General features: G+C 60.2%; 28 protein-coding genes. 9 read left to right on the forward strand and 19 right to left on the reverse strand.

All coding sequences use genetic code 11. From position 1 onward, the window contains the following. Nucleotides 1-4: 4 nt before the first annotated feature. Together ACEWMW_RS01655 and ACEWMW_RS01660 are read right to left on the reverse strand one after the other, a co-directional pair. Nucleotides 5-136 (reverse strand): hypothetical protein, encoded by a 132-nt coding sequence (locus ACEWMW_RS01655; protein ID WP_409412149.1) that lies wholly within the window; start codon nt 134-136, stop codon nt 5-7. A 143-nt stretch (nt 137-279) separates the two neighbouring features. Beyond that, nucleotides 280-813, reverse strand: a complete 534-nt coding sequence (locus tag ACEWMW_RS01660; RefSeq protein WP_409412150.1) for a J domain-containing protein — start codon at nt 811-813, stop codon at nt 280-282. Between the two features lie 143 nt (nt 814-956). Here ACEWMW_RS01660 and ACEWMW_RS01665 point away from each other — a divergent pair, with 143 nt between their 5' ends. Beyond that, complete coding sequence (locus ACEWMW_RS01665) at nt 957-1100, forward strand: hypothetical protein (protein WP_409412151.1); 144 nt, start codon at nt 957-959, stop codon at nt 1098-1100. Nucleotides 1101-1150: 50 nt separating this feature from the next. On the opposite strand, the gene pal is transcribed toward ACEWMW_RS01665, so the two are convergent. The 14 genes from pal to hisB form a co-directional block, all read right to left on the reverse strand. Continuing rightward, the gene (pal, locus tag ACEWMW_RS01670; protein ID WP_409412152.1) at nt 1151-1669 is read right to left on the reverse strand and encodes a peptidoglycan-associated lipoprotein Pal; all 519 of its coding nucleotides are present in this window, start codon (nt 1667-1669) and stop codon (nt 1151-1153) included. A gap of 46 nt (nt 1670-1715) precedes the next feature. Further along, nucleotides 1716-3095 carry a Tol-Pal system beta propeller repeat protein TolB gene (tolB, locus tag ACEWMW_RS01675; protein WP_409412153.1) on the reverse strand — a complete coding sequence of 460 codons (1380 nt, stop codon included), beginning with the start codon at nt 3093-3095 and terminating at the stop codon, nt 1716-1718. Continuing rightward, nucleotides 3092-3862 (reverse strand): energy transducer TonB, encoded by a 771-nt coding sequence (locus ACEWMW_RS01680; protein ID WP_409412154.1) that lies wholly within the window; start codon nt 3860-3862, stop codon nt 3092-3094. The genes tolB and ACEWMW_RS01680 overlap by 4 nt, the downstream gene beginning before the upstream one ends. A 10-nt stretch (nt 3863-3872) precedes the next feature. Continuing rightward, nucleotides 3873-4361, reverse strand: a complete 489-nt coding sequence (locus ACEWMW_RS01685; protein WP_409412155.1) for an ExbD/TolR family protein — start codon at nt 4359-4361, stop codon at nt 3873-3875. Between the two features lie 148 nt (nt 4362-4509). Next, nucleotides 4510-5211, reverse strand: coding sequence for a protein TolQ (tolQ, locus tag ACEWMW_RS01690; protein ID WP_409412156.1), 702 nt, complete (start codon nt 5209-5211; stop codon nt 4510-4512). Beyond that, nucleotides 5208-5666, reverse strand: coding sequence for a YbgC/FadM family acyl-CoA thioesterase (locus tag ACEWMW_RS01695; protein ID WP_409412157.1), 459 nt, complete (start codon nt 5664-5666; stop codon nt 5208-5210). The genes tolQ and ACEWMW_RS01695 overlap by 4 nt, the downstream gene beginning before the upstream one ends. A 94-nt stretch (nt 5667-5760) precedes the next feature. Next, on the reverse strand, nt 5761-6138 hold the full coding sequence (locus ACEWMW_RS01700; RefSeq protein ID WP_409412158.1) for a histidine triad nucleotide-binding protein: 378 nt from the start codon (nt 6136-6138) through the stop codon (nt 5761-5763). Beyond that, nucleotides 6138-6464: a phosphoribosyl-ATP diphosphatase gene (locus ACEWMW_RS01705; RefSeq protein ID WP_409412159.1), complete on the reverse strand. Its 327-nt coding sequence runs from the start codon at nt 6462-6464 to the stop codon at nt 6138-6140. Before ACEWMW_RS01705 ends, ACEWMW_RS01700 begins: the two co-directional genes overlap by 1 nt. Before the next feature lie 38 nt (nt 6465-6502). Beyond that, entirely contained in the window at nt 6503-7267 is a 765-nt protein-coding gene (gene hisF / locus ACEWMW_RS01710) for an imidazole glycerol phosphate synthase subunit HisF (protein WP_409412160.1), read from the reverse strand. After that, a complete protein-coding gene (locus ACEWMW_RS01715; protein WP_409412161.1) occupies nt 7264-7515 on the reverse strand; it encodes a hypothetical protein in 252 nt (83 codons plus the stop codon). The genes hisF and ACEWMW_RS01715 overlap by 4 nt, the downstream gene beginning before the upstream one ends. After that, nucleotides 7515-7934, reverse strand: a complete 420-nt coding sequence (locus ACEWMW_RS01720) for a hypothetical protein (protein WP_409412162.1) — start codon at nt 7932-7934, stop codon at nt 7515-7517. The genes ACEWMW_RS01715 and ACEWMW_RS01720 overlap by 1 nt, the downstream gene beginning before the upstream one ends. After that, on the reverse strand, nt 7931-8659 hold the full coding sequence (gene hisA / locus ACEWMW_RS01725) for a 1-(5-phosphoribosyl)-5-[(5-phosphoribosylamino)methylideneamino]imidazole-4-carboxamide isomerase (protein WP_409412163.1): 729 nt from the start codon (nt 8657-8659) through the stop codon (nt 7931-7933). Before hisA ends, ACEWMW_RS01720 begins: the two co-directional genes overlap by 4 nt. Next, nucleotides 8656-9282 (reverse strand): imidazole glycerol phosphate synthase subunit HisH, encoded by a 627-nt coding sequence (hisH, locus tag ACEWMW_RS01730; RefSeq protein ID WP_409412164.1) that lies wholly within the window; start codon nt 9280-9282, stop codon nt 8656-8658. Before hisH ends, hisA begins: the two co-directional genes overlap by 4 nt. After that, nucleotides 9275-9868, reverse strand: a complete 594-nt coding sequence (hisB, locus tag ACEWMW_RS01735) for an imidazoleglycerol-phosphate dehydratase HisB (RefSeq protein ID WP_409412165.1) — start codon at nt 9866-9868, stop codon at nt 9275-9277. Before hisB ends, hisH begins: the two co-directional genes overlap by 8 nt. A 102-nt stretch (nt 9869-9970) precedes the next feature. Between hisB and ACEWMW_RS01740 the strand changes: the two genes are divergently transcribed. The 4 genes from ACEWMW_RS01740 (at nt 9971) to ACEWMW_RS01755 (ending at nt 12335) form a co-directional block, all read left to right on the forward strand. Further along, entirely contained in the window at nt 9971-10474 is a 504-nt protein-coding gene (locus ACEWMW_RS01740) for an SspB family protein (RefSeq protein WP_409412166.1), read from the forward strand. 40 nt (nt 10475-10514) lie between these two features. Next, nucleotides 10515-10940, forward strand: a complete 426-nt coding sequence (locus tag ACEWMW_RS01745; RefSeq protein ID WP_409412167.1) for a hypothetical protein — start codon at nt 10515-10517, stop codon at nt 10938-10940. 54 nt (nt 10941-10994) lie between these two features. After that, complete coding sequence (gmk, locus tag ACEWMW_RS01750; protein WP_409412168.1) at nt 10995-11630, forward strand: guanylate kinase; 636 nt, start codon at nt 10995-10997, stop codon at nt 11628-11630. A 246-nt stretch (nt 11631-11876) separates the two neighbouring features. Then, nucleotides 11877-12335: a DUF6841 family protein gene (locus ACEWMW_RS01755; protein WP_409412169.1), complete on the forward strand. Its 459-nt coding sequence runs from the start codon at nt 11877-11879 to the stop codon at nt 12333-12335. 92 nt (nt 12336-12427) lie between these two features. On the opposite strand, the gene ACEWMW_RS01760 is transcribed toward ACEWMW_RS01755, so the two are convergent. Genes ACEWMW_RS01760 through ACEWMW_RS01770 form a run of 3 tightly spaced genes read right to left on the reverse strand, consistent with a single transcriptional unit; the run spans nt 12428 to nt 15604 of the window. Continuing rightward, a complete protein-coding gene (locus ACEWMW_RS01760; protein ID WP_409412170.1) occupies nt 12428-13237 on the reverse strand; it encodes an SDR family oxidoreductase in 810 nt (269 codons plus the stop codon). A gap of 21 nt (nt 13238-13258) precedes the next feature. Next, entirely contained in the window at nt 13259-14413 is a 1155-nt protein-coding gene (locus ACEWMW_RS01765; protein ID WP_409412171.1) for an acyl-CoA dehydrogenase family protein, read from the reverse strand. A gap of 3 nt (nt 14414-14416) precedes the next feature. Beyond that, on the reverse strand, nt 14417-15604 hold the full coding sequence (locus ACEWMW_RS01770) for an acyl-CoA dehydrogenase family protein (RefSeq protein WP_409412172.1): 1188 nt from the start codon (nt 15602-15604) through the stop codon (nt 14417-14419). Between the two features lie 173 nt (nt 15605-15777). Here ACEWMW_RS01770 and ACEWMW_RS01775 point away from each other — a divergent pair, with 173 nt between their 5' ends. The 4 genes from ACEWMW_RS01775 to ACEWMW_RS01790 all read left to right on the forward strand — a co-directional run bounded on the left by ACEWMW_RS01775 (nt 15778) and on the right by ACEWMW_RS01790 (nt 20274). Then, the gene (locus ACEWMW_RS01775; RefSeq protein ID WP_409412173.1) at nt 15778-16650 is read left to right on the forward strand and encodes an SDR family NAD(P)-dependent oxidoreductase; all 873 of its coding nucleotides are present in this window, start codon (nt 15778-15780) and stop codon (nt 16648-16650) included. A 100-nt stretch (nt 16651-16750) separates the two neighbouring features. After that, complete coding sequence (locus ACEWMW_RS01780; RefSeq protein ID WP_409412174.1) at nt 16751-18085, forward strand: acyl-CoA dehydrogenase family protein; 1335 nt, start codon at nt 16751-16753, stop codon at nt 18083-18085. A gap of 15 nt (nt 18086-18100) precedes the next feature. After that, complete coding sequence (locus ACEWMW_RS01785) at nt 18101-19189, forward strand: Zn-dependent alcohol dehydrogenase (RefSeq protein ID WP_409412175.1); 1089 nt, start codon at nt 18101-18103, stop codon at nt 19187-19189. Beyond that, entirely contained in the window at nt 19189-20274 is a 1086-nt protein-coding gene (locus ACEWMW_RS01790; protein ID WP_409412176.1) for a phosphotransferase family protein, read from the forward strand. The genes ACEWMW_RS01785 and ACEWMW_RS01790 overlap by 1 nt, the downstream gene beginning before the upstream one ends. Nucleotides 20275-20279: the final 5 nt, after the last annotated feature.

A 20279-nucleotide genomic window follows, 5' to 3' on the forward strand; every position in this document is an offset into this window, starting at 1 on the left:
CACCCTAGAGGACCAGCTGGTATCCCTGAGGAGCTTTGAAGCTATGTTCGATCGCGGCGATTTCCGCCAGCTTGCGCTTGATCGAACGATGCTGTTGCCAGACCCGAATTGGCTTAAGCAGCGTATATGTCGTCACGTTTCGTCTCCCGCGAATAGGTGCCTCACCGCCCGGATTTTTCCCGTGGTTCGGCCTCGACACCCGTGATCGCGGGGTTTGGTTAATATTTCCTAAAGAGAATACAAGTGTGAACATTCTCACCCTTGATTCCGAAGGATTCTTTATCCCTTCCAGCTGCGCCTTTCCTCGGCTTGGCGCAGAACATCATAGGCAACCTGGTATGCCTGGAATCGCTTGGCGGCCTCGGAGTCGCCCGGTTTGACGTCCGGATGGACCAGCTTGGCCTTCTCGCGCCAAGCCTTCTTCACCGCCGGAAAATCGGCATCGGCTTCCAGCTCGAGAAGTTCCAGCGCGCGCATCTCGTCGGCGCTGCGTGAACCATCCCCAGCCCCGGCCCAGCCATAATGCGCCGCTTCGGCATAGCCGGCATTCTCCGAACGCTCGGCCTTGGCACGCTCTGCTGCCTCGGCCTTGTCGAGCCCTTCGAAGTAGTCCCACTTGGAATTGTATTCCGCCGCGTGCTTCTGGCAGAAAAACCACTTCTCAGGGCTGTTCGGAGCTTTGGGAGCCGGGCAATCGCCTTTTTCCTCGCAACCATGGCGATCACACAACCGGACATTGGTGGCCTCGCGCGAACCGCCGTAGGCACGCCAGCGCGGGAAGCCCCAATCCAGTGATCGTCGTGCGCCGCTCATGCTGTTGGTCCGCTTTTCATGGGGGTTAATCTAGAGAGGATGGAAAAATGCGCAATGACCGGGAACTGGTTTCAATCTGAAATGTTGCATTGCAATAGTTCGTAAATATATTGGCGCTAAGCGCCTCTTCAAAGAGACCAGACATGAGCAAGCAACTGACCCTTTCCTCGATCCTCGCCATCATTGCGATGGGCGGCTTTGCCATGCTTGCACAAGACGAGCAGCGCTCTGATACCGTGCAAATCGCCAGCACAGCAGCGAGTGCCGAAGCAGGTTTCGGCTCCTGAGCCTGGCGAGCCACCGGAATATCCGGCAGCTCTTCCCAAACCTCACAAACTTATTCGATAACGATTGTCACCGCACGGCGGTTCTGCGCCCATGCTGTCTCGTTGGAGGCTAGCGCAACCGGCCGTTCTTTGCCGTAGCTGACCGTACGAATACGGCTGGCATCGACACCGATCCCGACCAGGTAGTTTTTGGCGGCATTCGCACGCCGCTCGCCCAGCGCGAGGTTGTATTCGCGTGTGCCGCGTTCGTCGGTGTGCCCTTCCAGCGTGACGTTTACGCCCGGATAGCGCGACAGGTATTGGGCCTGTGTCTGCAGCGCAGCGGCATCCGAACTGTCGATATTGAACCGGTCGGTATCGAAAAAGATCACGTTCTGGCCGTTTACCGCATCTATGAAATGCGCTTGCGATCCGGGCTGCGGACCTTGCGCGGTTTGCGCTGGGGTTGTGTCGACATCTGTACTTGTGTCGGCGGGCGGCGGCGGAAGCTGCTCGGGCGGCTTGGGCTGGCACGCTGCCAACACACCCGCTCCGGCCAGAAGCATGGCGACTGTAAGAGATTTCGTCATTGCATTTTTCCTTTCAATGGAACGGTGCCCCGAACGTAAAACAAACTTACGGCAGAATGGGTCCCCATGCCGGATCGGACGCGTCTACCGGCGTTGGCAGGCGGCGCTCGTTCTTGCCAGTCAGATCCACCTGGTAGAGCCCGGTGCGGCCCGATCCGCGCGCTGTGCGGAAGAACTGGATGATGCGGCCATTGGGTGCCCAGGTCGGCGCTTCATCTTGCCAGCTATCGGTCAGGTGGCGCATATTGCGGCCTTGCGGAGTCATAACGCCGATCCGGAAATTGCCGACAATATGCGTGAAGGCGATCTGGTCGCCGCGCGGACTCCATTCGGGTGTGGCACAGCGCCCACCGAAGAACGAAATGCGCCGCTGATTGGTACCATTGGCATCCATCACATAGCATTGCTGGCTGCCCGAGCGGTCACTCTCGAACACGATCTTCGATCCGTCGGGCGAATAGGAACCGCCGATATCGATCCCCGGCGTATCGGTCAGGCGAATGCTGCCACCGCCGCTGACCGGCACACGATAGATATCGGTATTCCCGCCCACCGCCATCGAATAGAGGATGTATTGCCCGTCAGGCGACCAGCGCGGCGCCATCGTGGGGTTGGAATTCTCGGTTACCAGCGTCTGGCGGCCCGTCCCGATATCATAGACATAGATGCGCGGGTTGCCGTCGACATAGCTGAGGTACATCAGCTTCTTGTAGTCGGGCGAATAGCGCGGCGTGAGCGCCGTCGAAGTGCCGAGCGTGATGAAACGGTGGTTTGCCCCGTCGCTGTCCATGATCGCCAGCCGCTTGATGCGGTTATCCTTGGGCCCAGTTTCGGCGATGTAGGCGATCTTGCTGTCGAAGAACGGACTCTCGCCTGTCAGGCGCGAATAGATGAGGTCTGCGCATTTGTGCGCCGCGCGGCGCCAATCGGCCGGACCTACCACCCAGCCCTCGCGGATGAGCTCATCGCGCAGAGCCACGTCATAGAGATAGCATCCTACGATCAGCCGTCCGTCAGCGCGTGCGCGGACATAGCCGTGCACGAGCATCTCCGCGCTGCGGCCCTGCCACGTGCCCCAATTAGGCGATGTAATCTCGGTATAGAGCGGGCTTGGCAGTGAATCCGGGCCAATCGGTCGAAATAGGCCGTTGTTGCGCAAATCGGAGGTGATGACGCGCGCCAGTTCCAGGCCCAAAGCCGCCGTCCCGCTGGTGTTGGCGGGGGTAGGCTGATCGCGGTCCGTGGCAAAAGCCGGGATGGCTATACCAAGGTCTTCCAGATTGCCTTCGAAGCTAACCGAGCCTGTTAGCCCCTGCCCCTCTTCGATTGTTTCAACTTCGCCGCCTTCCGGAGGCGGGGCATCGAGATCCTGCGCTGCCAGAGGCGCGGCCACAAATGCGAGGATGAAGGTGAAAAGAAGTCTCATTGCGCCAGTTTCCAATCAAATCCGAAGGGCCCGACAAGTTTCCAGGCCTCGTAATATTCATCAGGCAGGTCGAATGGTGCGGCCAGTTGCACTGCCCTTATGGCCTGTTCGCCATGGCGGCCCGATTGCGCGCGGTTCGTCGCTGTCACCCCGGTCTGCCGGACGATAGTAGGCTTGCCTGCCAGGGTGCCATCTTCGTTGAGCCGAAAGCGCAGGAAAGTCGTAATCTGGTCGACATCGGGGCCGCTCGGCGGCTGCCAATGCGGCTTGATCTGCCGCGCCAAGGCCTGGACCAGCGAGGCCTTCGCGCTCGCCCCGATCTGCGACGCAGGAACGCGTGTTTCCTGCGTATTGGTGCTCGATCCTGCGCCTGAAAAGGCCTGCTCGAAACGGCGCGTACCGCTAGCGCTGGTTCGTTCGGTCGGCGTTTCACGGCGCGAGGCGCGGCGCGTGTCTTCGCGCGGGCGCTGTGCCGCATTTGGCGCTGGCCTCTCGGCCACGGGGCGTTCGATCACATCGGGCTGCGGCGGCGTGGCAGTCAGCTCGTCGCTCGGGTCGGGAGAAGTGGAGGCGCGGCTTTCACGGACAGGGGTGGGCGACATCGCATCGAAACCAACGTCTTCGGCAAGGTTCACTGTCATCCGCTCCGGAATCGGCGGCGGCGGCGCTTCGGGCTGGAAGACCAGCACTCCGGCCAGCGCAAGATGCAGGACGACAGCGGCTGCGAGGCCGGCCTTGTCTTCCTTGCGCAGGGACGCGAGTGCCATGGGGGCTCGGCTATGGTTCATCGTCTGAACCATCGCTGACTGTTGCTTCGGCTTCTACAGCCTCGGCGGCGCTGTTCGTCACCAGCGAGATCGAGTTGAAACCGGCGCGATTGAACTCGCCCATCACCGCCATCACCAATCCGTAGTTCAACACCCGGTCCGCTCGCAGTGAGACCTGCGGCAGGTTGTCGCCCGAAGTGGGCCTCACGGCAGCGAGCGCGCCCGGCAATTCGGCAATACCGACCGGCATATCGTCGACGAAGATCGTGCCGTCGTCGGTGATCGAGACGGTTACCTGCTCGGTTTCGGAAGGCAGCGCATTGGCGCGGCTATCGGGCAGCTCGAGCGGCACGCCAGAGGTGAGCAACGGCGCGGTCACCATGAAAATGATCAGCAGCACCAGCATCACGTCCACGAAAGGCGTGACATTGATCTCCGCCATCGGAGCCCGGCGCCCTCCACGCCGTCGCCGTCCCATAGTCTGGATGCCCATCGCCATTATGGCTGGCCCTCCGGGCGGGAAACGGTACCGGCCCTCTCTCCCTCCCAGCCACCCGATATGATGACAGGCAGGCTATCGGGTGGCTGGGAGGGGGAGCGGGCTGGAGCCGCCGGAGCCAGAGCGACGCGATGGCGACCTATGAACATCATTTTTTCTCCAGCTCGCGGCTGAGGCGCGCGTGAAGTTTGTCGGCAAAGCGATGGAGGCGGGCTTCGTAGCGGTTCACCTTGTGGCTGAAGCGGTTGTAGGCAATCACTGCAGGGATTGCGGCGAAAAGACCAATCGCTGTCGCGAACAGTGCTTCGGATATGCCCGGCGCGACTACCGCCAGCGATGAGCTTTCCTGCACGCCGATCTGGAAGAAGCTGTTCATGATGCCCCAGACGGTACCGAACAGGCCCACAAAGGGCGCGACCGATCCGACGGTGGCAAGGAAGTTCAACCGCTCGGCCAATTCGTCGGCTTCCGCCGCGACCTGGCTTTCCATCACTCCTGCGACGCGCTGGCGAGTGCCATCGCGGTCGATCGGCTGGGTCGAAGTGGAATGGCGCCATTCGGACATGCCGGCCCAAGCAACATTCGCCGGTGGCAGCTCATCGTCGCGGCCCTGCTTGATCAGGGCCTGATGCTCCTTCGTACTCCAGAATTCTTCTTCGAACGCTATTGTGCGCCGACGCAGCTTCCCGATCCTGAGCGAGAAAGAGATGATGATCATCCAGACCCAGATGCTCGCCACGATCAGCCCGAGCATCACCGCCTGCACAACGATATCGGCATCGAGGAACAGCCGTAACGGATCGAGCCGTTCGCTGGTTTGCCCCAGCATCGTGAGAAGTAATTCGTTCATCCGGTCACTTTCGCATTCATGAAGCTCTGAAACGCTGCGCGCCATTCCTCAGGCTGGCGCCTGGGCCTGCCATCGGGTGCGACAAAACCGACGCGAAGGCTGGCGGTGGTCAGCACATTATCTCCCCGCAATGCCCGCTGTTCCATCCGGCAGCTGGCGGCCTTCATTTCGGTGCAGCGTGTTTCGATCAGCACGTCATCGTCCAGCCTGGCCGGCATCAGGTAACGGATATTGAGGTCCGCCACGGCATAAGCGCCCTCGCCCGCTTCGATTGCGGCGCGCTGGTCGATAGCCAGCCGCCGCAGCAGGTCCGAGCGCGCGCGCTCAAACCAGCGCAAATAGTTTGCGTGATATGTAATCCCCGAAAGGTCGGTATCTTCGTAGTATACGCGCACGGCATACCAATGCGTGTCGCCATCGATGACGCCATCGGGTGGAGGAGGAAGCGCGGCCATATCCTGCGCCGCCCATTACAGGCGCGCGAGTCCGGCAGCAAACGAAACCTGAGTAGCGATCCACCAACCGCGCCTGGCGTTCGGCAAAGCGTTCCTAGCGCGCGATCATCGGCCCCAGGAACTGGCCACCGAAGAGATGGATGTGCAGGTGAGGCACTTCCTGGCCGCCGTGACGCCCGACATTCGCGAGCAACCGGTAGCCGGGCTGGACCAAATCATGCTCGCGCGCGACATTGCCAACCGCGCGGATAAAGCCGCCGATTTCCTCGTCGCTGGCTTTCGCCGAAAAATCATCCCAGCTGACATAGCTGCCGCGCGGGATCACGAGGATGTGGATCTCGGCCTGCGGATTGATATCGTGGAAGGCGATCGCCCATTCGTCTTCATAGACGCGCTTGGACGGGATTTCCCCGCGCAGGATCTTGGCGAAGATATTCTGGTCGTCATAGGGAAGTGTCGGATCGATCGGCATTAGTCACTCCCAGAAGTTTTTCGTGCGGCCTTCTCGTCAAGGCCCGAAGTGCCCTCGCGCCGATCCAGCTCGTCCAGTACATCAGCGAGCGGGATCTCTTTCGCCTGCAGGAGTACCAGCAGATGGAACAGCACATCTGCAGCCTCGCCCACCAGCTCTTCGCTGGTGCCAGAAAGCGCGGCGATCACCGCTTCGGTCGCTTCCTCGCCCAGCTTCTGCGCGATCTTCTCGATCCCCTTGGCATTGAGCTTGGCGACATAGCTGGATTCGGGCGACGCAGTGCGGCGCTCGGCGATGACCTGTTCGAGACGCGATAAGGTATCCATGCGGCGTATGTGGTTCAAACCCCGCGCGCAGGCAATAGTCATATCCCTCGGGCCGGGAGGCCGGCCGCGCGAAGTGCCGCATGCGCTTCGGCAACGGTGTGCTGGCCGAAATGGAAAATCGAAGCGGCGAGCACGGCGCTCGCATGGCCCTTTGTCACGCCTTCAACCAAGTGATCGAGCGTGCCGACACCGCCGCTCGCGATCACCGGAATGCTCACGCTGTCCGCAATCGCGCGCGTCAATTCGAGATCATAACCCGCTTTGGTGCCGTCGCCGTCCATCGATGTGACGAGCAGTTCGCCCGCGCCCAGCTCCGCAAGCCTGTGCGCATGTTCGAGCGCGTCGATCCCCGTTTCGCGCCTGCCGCCATGCGTAAATATTTCCCACTTGCCATCGTCAACGCGGCGCGCATCCACACTCGCGACCACGCATTGGCTGCCCATCTTCTCGGCGATTTCTGCAACCACTTCCGGACGCGCCACAGCCGCGCTGTTCACCGCAACCTTGTCTGCACCTGCAAGCAGCAGCCCGCGCGCATCTTCTACGCTCGAAACGCCGCCACCCACAGTAAGCGGCATGAAACACACCTCGGCCGTACGCCGGACCATGTCGAGCAGCGTACCGCGTCCTTCGTGGCTGGCCGAGATATCGAGGAAGCAGAGTTCGTCCGCACCCGCGGCATCATAGGCCTGAGCCTGCTCGACCGGGTCACCGGCATCCGTGAGGTCGACGAAATTCACGCCCTTGACTACGCGCCCATCGCGCACGTCGAGGCAGGGTATGACACGGATGCGGACGGTCAAGGCATGCTGCCAGTAGAAAGCGAAACAAAGGTCACTATTGCAAATGCCACTAGTCCGATGGCTATAGGGCTGACCTTGAGTTGAAACCAGCCAAAGCGCTTACCAATCTGGCAAAGTCCCGTTGCCAGCAGATATATAGCTGAGAACTCGACCGCCGCGAGTAAGGCAACCTCGGTGGAACTACTCAACACCAAGGAAACTGCGCCAGTTAAAATCGCTCCAACAATAATGACGACGAAGAATTTCATCAGTCCGCCTCAACGATTCCTGTCAGTGATTGACCACCAAACTCGAGCCGGATTTCCTCGCCGATCTCGAACTTCGGATTGCCTTCGTCGGACCTCCCTTTCCACGCGAAGTCAATTCGCCCGCCTTTGGCATCCAGATCCGCCAAGTGCTGACCCCTGTAGAACATCCGCACGGGCCCGCTGTAAGCGCCCGGCAACCTGCGCAAGTTCATTTCCAAACGCTCCTGCCCGTCGCTCCAGCGGCTCTGGTCGAGATCGCCGTGATAGGTCGAACCGGTGCGAAACTTGCACTCGACATCATGGATTTTCCGCACTCCCGGGCCGGTAACCACGACACTCGAACTGTTCGACGACTTGGCTTTGATAAGGATCACAGCGACAACACCAAGGATGATGAGGACAATTATTCCAAGGCTCATGCACGTTCTCCCATTGCAATAGCTGCCGCCAATTCCAGCCGACCCTCGTAAAGCGCGCGGCCGGTAATCACGCCTTCGATCCCCTCATGCGCGTGCAGCGAGAGGACGTGAATGTCGTCCAGTCCCTTCACTCCGCCGCTGGCGATCACGGGAATGTCCACCCGGCGCGCCAGATCAAGCGTCGCGTCGATATTGCAGCCCTTGAGCAAGCCGTCGCGCCCGATATCGGTGAACAGCAGGCTGGCAACGCCTGCATCTTCGAAGCGGCGCGCCATATCGACCGCCGAGACGTCGGACACTTCGGCCCAGCCTTCGGTCGCGACCATGCCATCGCGCGCGTCAACCGCCACGACAATCCCATTTTCCCATTCGCGCGCCATGTCACGCACGAATTCCGGATCCTTGAGCGCAGCAGAACCGATCACGATCCGGCTGACGCCAAGATTGAACCACCCCTCGACCGCTTCCGCATCGCGGATGCCCCCGCCCAGTTGGACATGGCCGGGAAAGGCTTCGACAATCGCTTCGACAGCCTCGCGGTTGCGGCTCTCGCCTGCGAACGCGCCGTCGAGATCGACGACATGGAGGTGCATCGCGCCCGCTTCGGCAAAGAGCATCGCTTGCGCGGCCGGATTGTCCCCGTAGACAGTCGCGCGATCCATATCGCCCTCTGCGAGGCGGACGACTTCGCCGCCCTTCAGGTCGATGGCCGGGAATACGATCAAGGCTTCCACTCCATAAAGCGCTCCAACAGCGCCAGCCCATAGGCCTGGCTCTTCTCGGGATGGAACTGCACGCCAGCAATATTGCCGCGCGCCACGGCTGCGACAAGCCCGCCGCCATGATCAGTCATCGCCGCAATGTCACCGCCATCATCGGGCGCAAAATAATAGGAGTGAAGGAAGTAGGCCTCTCCCTCTTCGAATAAGGTATGATCGCGCGCGTGCGGGGTCAGGGCTACATCATTCCACCCCATGTGCGGCACCTTGATTACGGGATCAGTCCGCTCGATCCGTCTGACTTCGCCGGGCACCCAGTCGAGGCCAGGTGTTTCGCCATGCTCGAGGCCGGTTGTGGCAAGCAATTGCATCCCGACGCAAATTCCCAGGAAGGGCGCAGCTTGTAGCAGCACACGCTCTTCAAGCGCATCAATCATTCCGGATATGCCGCGAAGACCTTCAGCGCATGCGACGAACGAGCCGACACCCGGCAGAACTATCCGTTCTGCCTTCCGAACGACATCGGGGTGGGCGGTCACCTCAACCCTGGCGCCGATTGCCTTCAGTGCATTTTCGACAGAATGAAGATTGCCAGCACCGTAATCTATCAGCGCTACGGCGTTAGCCACCAAGACTCCCCTTGGTACTGGGAATTGCCCCGCCCTTGCGCGAATCAAGCTCCACAGCCTGCCGCATAGCGCGGGCAAAACCCTTGTAGATGCTCTCGCAAATGTGGTGGTTATTGCTGCCGTAGAGCAGCTCGGCGTGCAACGTGAGCCCAGCGGTCTGCGCCACCGAATGGAACCAGTGCTCGATCAGTTCGGTATCCCACTCGCCGAGCCTTTCCTGCGTAAAGCCCGCGCGCCACACCAGATATGGCCGGCCCGAGATATCGAGCGAAACGCGCGACAAGGTCTCGTCCATCGGCGAGTAAGCTGTGCCGTAGCGCCCGATCCCGCCCTTGTCGCCCAGCGCGTCGGACAAGGCCTGGCCCAGCGCAAGCGCACTATCTTCCGTGGTGTGATGCTGATCGACATGCAAATCGCCATCGACCTTCAGCTTCACATCGATGAGCGAATGGCGCGAAAACTGTTCGATCATATGATCGAGAAAGCCAATTCCTGTGTCTATTTCGTAGCTTCCGGTTCCATCGAGGTTCACTTCGACCTCAATGCCCGTTTCGGCGGTCTTCCGACTGATCGTTGCGGTTCGCATAGCGAAAGGCGCTATAAGCGCAATCGGGGATGGCGCAAGCATTCGCGCTTGACCGCTTGCATCTCCCAAGCCACCTATCCACTCGATGGTTAAGGGAATGAGATGAGCGAAGGTCCGCCAGACAGCCTGATCCCGTATGACGAGATCGTGCAGGAGGCCCTGCGCGCCGTGGTCGGACGCGTGCTGAGCGAAATCGAGAGCGGCGGCGGCAGCTTGCCCGGCATGCATCACTTCTACATTACGTTCAAAACCCAGGCACCCGGCGTATCGATCCCGCCCCATTTGGAGGAACAGTTCCCGGACGAGATGACGATCGTCCTGCAGAACAAGTTCTGGGATCTTTCAGTGGATTCCGATGGCTTTTCTGTCGGACTGAGCTTCAACCAGATCCCGGCAAAACTGGTCGTGCCATTCTCGGCGATCACGGATTTCGTGGATCCTGCGGTCGATTTCGGTCTCAAGTTCCAGGCGACGGTGCCGGATCTCGAACCGCAACCCTACGAGGATGCGGAGAACGATTCTCCGGAACTAGGCGAGGACGGGTCCGTTTCTACCAGCGAAGACGGTTCGAATGTCGTCACAGTTGACTTCGGCCGCAAGAAATAGGCACCGGGCTAAAAGCCCCGAGCCGGAACGGGGACAATCCATGGCGAGCGAAGACAGCGAGGCAACCCACCTGACCGACAAGGCCGCGCGCGCGATAGACGACGGCCTGGGTCACACCGAGGAAGTTCCCGGCCCCAGCACCAATCCTTCGACCAACCTTATCATCAGCGACATTGTGATACGCAGCATCGGGCGCCTCTCGCGCCAGACGATCGAAAAAGCCATTCTGGGCCGGCGCTACAGTTCCGAGTTCGCCAAAGACGTGGTCGAGAACCGTTCGCTGGTCCACACGCTGGCTGCCTATGGGGTGACGAAAGTCGCCACACGTTCCGTGCCGGGAGCGCTGGTGGTGGGAACGGGGCTTGCTCTCAAAGTGCTGTTCGATCGCAGCCAACTGCGCAGAAAATCGCGGCGCTCTGGCGATAAAGTGCTCGAGAAACAGTCCGATCCCGATTCGGCTATCTGAGGACAGTCTCCCGCAGCACTTGATTTTCCGGCCCTGACTGCGGCAACAGCGCGCATGGCCGATACCGATACGCTCCATCGCCGGGGATTGCTCTTCATCCTGTCGTCACCTTCAGGTGCGGGCAAGACCACCATATCTCACATGCTGCTGGGAGCCGATGACGAGATCAATCTCTCGGTTTCCGCCACCACGCGCCCAAAACGCCCGGGCGAAATCGAAGGTATCGATTACCACTTTGTCAGCGAAGAAAAGTTCGACGACATGGTGGAGAAGGACGATTTCTACGAATGGGCGCATGTTTTCGGGCACCGTTATGGAACTCCCAAGGGATACATTCGCAAAGGCTTGAAAGAAGGACGCGACTACCTGTTCGACATCGATTGGCAGGGGACGCAGCAGCTCAAGCAGAAGGATGATCAGGACGTGGTTTCGGTGTTCATCCTGCCTCCCACCATCGTCGAGCTACGTCGGCGGCTGGAATCGCGCGGTCAGGATAGCGACGATGTGATCGACAGCCGGATGGAGCGCGCCAAGGCGGAAATCAGCCACTGGGCCGAATATGACTACGTCGTGATCAACGACGATGTTGATCAATGCTTCGTCAAGGTGCGCGAGATCCTCCACGCCGAGCGAATGCGCCGCACCCGCCAAACGGGACTGATCCCGTTCGTGCGGGAATTGATGGAGTAGGTCCTCGCCTCGCTGGAGAGAATGATGTCCGCTAACGACCCAATTGCGGACGTCGGTCGAACCCAGATGAGGGCTATCGCTCAAGCACCGGCTAAGAAAGTTCGCCAGCAAACCTATCTGAGCCCCCGTTGCAGTTTGAGTGCCCATCCCTTTGCCAACGCTGGAATGTACGATAACGTCTGAACTAGTGCGACAGCGCAATCGCCACAGTTAACTAGCCGCAAGCGAAAACAAAAGGACCTGCTTATGTTACGGACGCTTCTTGCTCTCACATCCTTGCTACTAACCGCTCCCGCGGCGGCGCAAGAGCGAGAAGATCCAGTTGTCTTCATTACGAGTTTGCTCGAGCACTTCAACGAAGGTGATATGGAGGACTACGCTGAAAGATTTGCCTATCCGCATGGCCGAGTTCTGGGAGATGCGTTCACGATCATCGACGATCGCCAGATACCGTTACGCACATATGACGTAATGCGTGCCAGCGGCTGGGCCTATTCGAGGTTCAACGAGATTGAAGTTCTCGAAGCAAACAACCAGTCTGCCCTCTTGCGCGTAAATTTCAGCCGATTCAATGAGGATGATGTTATTATCCAAAATGTCACAGCATATTACACACTTGTCCTAAAAGATGGATCTTGGAAGATCGTCAATTTGTTGGCTGTGGGTCAAAGTTTAGCGGGAATGCAGATGGATGGCGGTCGTTGAGCCTGACCCAGCAGTAAGATCGTGCCGAACGCTTAGGTCCGCTTCCCACCCCATTAGCAGACATTCAATTGTCGGCCGAGGCTGGCCCCGCCTCAGCCACCGCCGCTGGGATCGTTGAACACTTGCGGTAGTGACGCATTCACCACGCCGCCATCGACCGTAAGCGTTTCGCCGACGACATAGTCCCCTGCCCGGCTGCACAGGTAAATCGCCGCTGCCGCCATGTCTTCCGCGGTGCCGATCCGCTTTGCGGGAATCCCCGAGGCAGACGCGTCGGGCGCATTCTTTGCCGCCTTGTTCATCTCGCTGGCGAAAGCACCAGGAGCGATAGTCGTGACGACGATATTGTCCCTGATCAGCCGAGCCGCCATGCGCCGCGTCAGCTGGATAACGCCCGCTTTCGAGGCCTGGTAAGCATAGGTCTCCCACGGGTTGATCCGTTGCCCATCGATTGAGGAAACGTGGATCACCTTGGCGAGGTGATCGCCCTTGCCGCCTGCGACCAGCAGATTGTGTAGTTTTTGCGTGAGGAAGAACGGCGTCTTCACATTAAGATCCATCGTGCGGTGCCATCCCGCTTCGCTGAATTCGAGATAGTCCTGCCCCCATGCAGCACCGGCATTGTTGATCAGGATATCGAGCTTGTCTTCACGCTTGGCGATCTCGTCTGCGACATGCTGCATCCCGTCCATCTGGCTGAGGTCTGACTGGATACCGATGACTTTGTCGGCACCGAACTCGGCAATCGTCTCATCCATCTGCTCGGCTTTGCGTGCCGAGATGTAGACCCGCGCGCAGCCGGCAGCGAGCAGGCCTTCAACGAACATCTTGCCAATGCCCCGGCTCCCGCCGGTGACCAGGGCAACGCGGCCATCGAGGCCGAAAAGTGATTGGATATCCATGATGTATCTCCCTGGTGCGGCCTAATAGCCGCTCATTTCCGCCACACGGTTGGCGTGATAATACTGGTCGCCGAGGAACTCTTGCAGCGCGCGGTCGCGCTTCATGTAGAGGCCGATGTCGTATTCGTCAGTCATGCCGATGCCGCCGTGCATCTGCACGCCTTCGCGCACGGCGAGTCCGGCAGCCTTGGCGACCTTGGCCTTGGCGACCGAGGTCATCAGTTCCGCCTTTTCGCTGCTCGCCCCATCTTTACAGGCATCGAGCAGCTGCGCCGCCTTGATCGTGACGGCACGCGCGATTTCGACTTCTGAATAAAGGTGCGACGCACGGTGCTGCAGCGCCTGGAATTCGCCGATGAGCTTGCCGAATTGCTTGCGCTCCTTGAGGTAGCCTACGGTCATGTCCATCGCGCCGCTGGCAACGCCCACGCCTTCTGCAGCCGCGCCAACACGGCCCGCATTGAGCATCTTTTTGAGGACCGCGCGCCCGCCGTCGACTTCGCCGATCACCGCGTCGCCATCGAGTTCAACCCCGTCGAATTTCACATGGCTGGCGACCGAACTGTCGACCAGCCGCTCGGCAGTCTGGCTCATATTCGCGGCATCCTTGGGCACGGCGAAGAGCGTGATACCGTCCTCGTCGCTATCCGAACCCGATGTGCGCGCAGCGACAATAATCATGTCGGCGCTGGCACCATGAACCACGAAGTCCTTCTGGCCCGAAAGCCGGAAACCGTTGCCTGATTTCTCGGCCTTGGTCGCGATCCGCTCGGGGCGATGCTTTGCGCCTTCGTCGATCGCCACAGCGTAGACCTTCTCGCCCGAGACAAGCCCCGGAAGCCAGCGACCGCGCACATCGTCGCTTCCTTCCGCAAGCGCGGCAGCAGCCAGCACCGAGGATGACAGGAACGGCGAAGGTGTGAGGTTCCGCCCGATCTCTTCGAGAACGATGCCCGCTTCAACATTGCCCATGCCGAGACCGCCATCATCCTCGCTCACCAGCATGCCGCTGAAACCGAGTTCGGCAAACTGCTTCCATAGCTCGTGCCCGAAACCATCAGGGCAATCGCGATCACGCCAGTGCCGCAGCTGTTTTGCGATACTGCCTTCTTCGGCCATGAACTGGCGCGCGGTGTCGGCCAGCATGGCCTGGTCGTCTGTATGATAAAGCGCCATGGATCAGGCTCCCGGAAGGTCGAGGATGCGTTTGGAGATGACGTTGAGCATCACTTCGCTCGTACCGCCTTCGATCGAATTGGCCTTCGTACGCAGCCAGTTACGCGAAGGCTTGCCGCCGCCGGTCTCCTCGCTTTCCCATTCGAGCGCGCGCGAACCGCCCGCTGCCATGATCAATTCGTGACGCCGCTTGTTGAGCTCGGTCCCGGCATACTTCATCATGTTGGGCTGCGCGGGATGCGCCTTGCCGACCTTGATCTCGTCGAGGAATTTCTCGCCCATCGCCGTGTAGGCGAGCGCATCGACATCGAACTGGGCGAGCTCGGCGCGCAGCAGCGGATCAAGTTCCCCGGCATTGCGCTTCATTGTCGCGCCGATTGCAGCCGAGCGATCGCCGTCGCTCGCACCCGAAATCATCTCGCGCTCGTGGCCGAGCAGGTATTTTGCCACGTCCCAGCCGCGATTGATTTCGCCGACATAGCCGGGAATGCCTTCGCCATAGCTCTTCGGGACTTTGACATCGTCGAAGAAAGTTTCGCAGAACGGCGAATTGCCGCTGATCAACTTGATCGGCTTCGTGGTGACACCTTCGGTCTCCATGTCGAATAGCATGAAGGTGATGCCCTGGTACTTGTTCTCCTTGTCAGTGCGAACAAGGCAGAAAATCCAGTCAGCCTTATCGGCATAGCTGGTCCAAATCTTTTGCCCATTGACGACCCAGTGATCCCCCTCATCAGCGCCGAAGGTCTGCATCGAAACAAGGTCCGAGCCCGAACCTGGCTCCGAATAGCCCTGGCACCAGCGAATTTCACCGCGCGCGATCTGGCCCAGGAAATGCTTCTTCTGCTCTTCAGTCCCGAAATGCAGCAAAGCCGGACCGAGCATCCAGATGCCGAAGCTGGAGAGCGGCGGGCGCGCGCCGATGCGCTGCATTTCCTGCCGCAGGACCTTGGCTTCTGCCGGATTCAAACCTGCACCGCCATATTCCTTCGGCCAAGCAGGAACGGTGTAGCCTTTGTCGCGGCACACTTCGAACCACGCCTTTTGCGCATCGTTCTTGAAACTGGCGTTGCGGCCGCCCCAATATATGTCATCCTCGTCACGCACGGGTTGGCGCATTTCTTGGGGGCAATTGGCTTCGAGCCAACTGCGTGTTTCTTCGCGGAATGAGTCGAGATCCTGGTCAGACATCAGGCGAATCCTCTCTGTGAAGCCGGTGTTCCTTTACGCGCACGTTAAGGCGATTCGCCTGCCGCCTGCAAGCTACTCCGACGCGTGCCGCCATGCCGTAACGTCAGGATGATCCGCGTTGACGCGCGCGTTAACTGGCGTAAGCTTCATCGCACAAAGCGGGAGAAGGTGCGGTGGCGGAAACTCAGCGATTCAAGGGCAAGACAGTCATCGTAACCGGCGCTGCTTCGGGCATCGGCGAAGAAAGCGCCAAGCTGTTCGCGCGCGAAGGTGCGATTGTCTACGCTGCTGATATCGATGAGGCCGCCGGCCAATCTCTGGCCGACGGCAGCGATGGCTCGATCCGCTTCCAGCGCTGCGATGTATGCAACACGGATGATATCAAGGCGCTGATGGACCGCGCGGCGCAAGAAACCGGCGGCATCGATGTTGTGTTCAACAATGCCGGGGCAGGAGGCGCTCGTCCAGGACTCGACGAGATTGAGCCCGAAGAGTGGGACCGCACGATGGACCTGCTGCTGCGTTCGGTTGCATTCGGAATCCGCTACGCCGTGCCCCATATGAAGGGCCGGCCGGGTGCCGCGATCGTCAATACCGCCAGCGTGGCGGCGTGCGGTCCGGGCTATTCGCCCAGCGCTTATGCCGTTGCCAAGGGCGCGGTCCTTCACCTCACAAAATCAGCGGCGGCGGATCTCGCCAAGCACAGCATTCGCGTGAACGCGATCCAGCCGGGCTTTATCAACACCAACATCTTCACTGCTTCGATGGAAATCCCGGAGAATCTCAAGAACCAGGCCAAGGCGGCCATCGCGCAGATGTCGTCCAACGCCCAGCCGGTTCATCGCAAGGGCATGCCGATCGATATCGCCGAGGCCGCAGCCTATCTTGCGAGCGAGGCCGGCAGCTTCGTCAATGGCACGTCGCTTCTCGTAGATGGCGGCCTGACGATCGGTCCTCGCTCAAGCTGGGACGAGGAAGAGCCAGGCGTCTACGCCGCGCTTGAGGCGATCGAAGAGGAATACAAACGGCAGCTCGAAGCGGGATGAACACGGCCGACTGACACAAACGGGACTTGGCCTCGCCCCGGCACTCTGCCAAGCCCGACAGGTAAATCGAACAAGCAGACAGCAAACGAGGAATTGGAAGATGGATTTCGAACCCACCGAACGGCAAACCTACTGGCGCGACAGGGTTCGCGATTTCATCGAGCAGCATGTGCGCCCCAACAACGATGTCTACAAGCAGCAGGACGCCGAAGGCGATCGCTGGAAAATCATCCCGATCGTCGAAGAGAAGAAGAAGATCGCCAAGGAAGCCGGCATCTGGAACCTCTTCATGCCACCGCGCAATGACAGCCATCACCATGTCGATGACACGTTCGAATTCGAAGGCCCCGGCCTGACCAATCTCGAATATGCGCTGTGCGCAGAAGAGATGGGCCGCGTGGGTTGGTCGAGCGAGGTCTTCAACTGCTCGGCTCCCGATACCGGCAATATGGAAGTCTTCCATCGCTACGGCACGCGCGAGCAGAAGGAAGAATGGCTGGGTCCGCTGATGAATGGCGAAATCCGTTCCGCCTTCCTCATGACCGAGCCGTTCACCGCATCGTCCGACGCAACCAATATCGAAACCCGGATGGAGCGCGACGGGGATGACCTCGTCATCAACGGACGCAAATGGTGGTCTTCGGGCCTCGGCGATCCGCGCTGCAAGGTCGCCATCGTCATGGGCAAGACCGATTTCGGTGCCAAGCGCCATGCGCAGCAATCGCAGGTGATCGTGCCGGTCGACGCGCCCGGCGTGAACATCCTGCGCCACCTCCCGGTCTTCGGTTATGACGATGCGCCGCACGGGCACATGGAAGTCGAGCTCAAGGACGTGCGCGTCCCGGCTTCGAATGTCCTGCTCGGCGAGGGTCGCGGCTTCGAGATCGCACAGGGCCGCCTCGGCCCGGGCCGGATCCATCACTGCATGCGGACCATCGGCGTCGCTGAGGAAGCGTTGGCCAAGATGTGCCGCCGCCTCCAGGAACGCGAGGCATTCGGTAAGCCGATTTACAAGCATTCGGTCTGGGAAGAGCGGGTCGCACGCGCCCGTATCGATATCGACATGACGCGCCTGCTCTGCCTCAAGGCGGCCGACATGATGGACAAGGTCGGCAACAAGTCGGCCAAACAGGAAATTGCCATGATCAAGGTGCAAGCGCCGAATATGGCATTGCAGATCATCGACGACGCGATCCAGGCGCACGGCGGCGGCGGCGTATCCGAAGACTACGGCCTCGCGTCGGCATACGCGCACCAGCGCACGCTGCGTCTGGCAGATGGTCCGGACGAGGTTCACTCCCGCTCGATCGCGCGAATGGAATTCGCCAAGCACATGCCCAATCCGGGTCCTACGGCCAACGCAATGCGCGACGGCAAGGCTCCCACCAGCAGCGGCGAGTCTTATTCGTCGGGCGATATGGCAGCGACGCGCTAAGGGAGGCATACCATTATGGCGAAAGCCGCAATTCTCGAGCAACCCGGCGAAGGACTCGTCATCGGCGATGTCGAACTGGCTGATCCGGCACCGCACGAAGTCCTGATCGATACCAAGGCCTGCGGGCTGTGCCATTCGGACTTGCACTTCATCGACGGTGCCTATCCACATCCGCTTCCGGCCATTCCCGGTCATGAAGCCGCAGGGGTAGTCAGCGCAGTGGGAAGCGAAGTCCGCTCGGTGCAGGTCGGCGATCACGTGGTCTCCTGCCTCAGCGCCTTTTGCGGCCAGTGCGAGTTCTGCGTCACAGGCCGGATGGCGCTGTGCCTTGGAGCAAATACGCGGCGTGATCCCACCGGAACACCGCGGATCACCCGCGGTGACGGTTCGCCAGTGAACCAGATGCTCAACCTCTCGGCTTTCAGCGAGCAAATGCTGATCCACGAGAACGCTTGTGTCTCGATCGACAAGGACATGCCGCTCGACCGGGCTGCTGTGATCGGCTGCGCGGTCACGACGGGTGCCGGGACGATCTTCAACGCCTGCTCGGTAGTGCCGGGCGAAACGGTTGCCGTGGTCGGCTGCGGCGGCGTAGGCCTCGCCGCAATCAACGCCGCCAAGATCGCCGGTGCCGGCAAGGTGATTGCGATTGATCCGATCAAGGAGAAGCGCGACCTTGCCGAAGTACTTGGCGCGACGCACACGGTCGATGCCATGGCCGATGATGCCGTTCAGCAGGTCATGGAGATGTCCGGCGGCGGCGTGCACCATGCCATCGAAGCCGTTGGTCGTCAGGCCTCTGCTGATCTTGCTGTTGCGATCATGCGCCGCGGCGGTACCGCCACGATCCTCGGTATGATGCCGCTCGATTGCAAGGTAGGCCTCAGCGCCATGGACCTGCTCTCGGGTAAGAAGCTGCAAGGCGCAATCATGGGCATGAACCACTTCCCGGTGGATCTTCCGCGCCTCGTCGATTTCTACATGCGCGGGTTGCTCGATCTCGATACGATCATCGCCGAGCGTATCCCGCTCGACGAAGTGAACGCCGGTTTCGACAAGATGCGCGAGGGACATAGCGCGCGTAGCGTGATCGTGTTTGACTAATGGCAGAAGACCCTAAACCGATCGACTTCGACAAGGAAATGGTCGGCACCGTCGAGGTGACCGATGAGCATAAGCTCGACCTCGAAGCGCTCAGCGCCTGGTTCGAAGCGAATGTCGACGATTTCGCCGGACCGATCGAATATTCGAAGTTCAAGGGCGGCCAGTCCAACCCGACCTACCGGATCGACACGACCGGCCGTTCCTACGTCTTGCGGCGTCAGCCCTTCGGCAAGTTGCTGCCCAGCGCACATGCGGTGGACCGAGAGTACAAGGTAATGGCCGCGCTGGGGCCGACTGGCTTCCCGGTACCGAAAACCTACGGCGTTTGCGAAGACCCGGACGTTCTCGGCAGCAAGTTCTTCGTGATGGGCCTCGCCGATGGCCGTAGCTTGTGGAACGGCGCACTTCCGGGCATCGAGCCCGCCGATCGCCGCGAAATCTACCATGCCATGATTGACACCATGGCTGACATGCACACCAAGGATCCCGAAGCCATCGGTCTGGGCGATTTCGGCAAGCCGACCGATTATTGCGCGCGCCAGATTTCGCGCTGGACCAAGCAGTACAAGCTATCGGAAACCGAGCACCAGCCCAAGATGGAGCGGTTGATCGAATGGTTGCCCGAGACCATCCCGCCGCAGCACGAAAGCTCGGTCGTCCATGGTGACTACCGGCTCGACAACATGATCTTCCGCAAGGACGAGAACAAGGTCCTGGCAGTGCTCGACTGGGAGCTCTCGACGCTCGGCGATCCAATTGCCGACTTCAGTTACCTGATGCTTAATTGGCATAATCCGGCTGACGGGAGGGCTGGGCTTGAAGGGCTGGACCTCGACGAGCTCGGCATTCCGTCTCAGGACGAAGCGGTCGAACGCTATGTTGCGCGCACCGGATATCCGGTTCCGCCGATGGACTGGTATTTCGGATACAACCTGTTCCGGCTTGCCGGGATCATGCAGGGCATCAAGAAGCGCGTCATCGATGGGACGGCCTCATCCGCTCATGCCAAGCAGATGAGCGACCGCGTTACTCCGCTGATCGAGCGCGCCTACGATTTCGCGCGAGCAGCAGGAATGCCAGAGTAGCGCGA

The organism is Litorerythrobacter xanthomarinus (assembly GCF_046254955.1).
Classification (GTDB): domain Bacteria; phylum Pseudomonadota; class Alphaproteobacteria; order Sphingomonadales; family Sphingomonadaceae; genus Qipengyuania_C.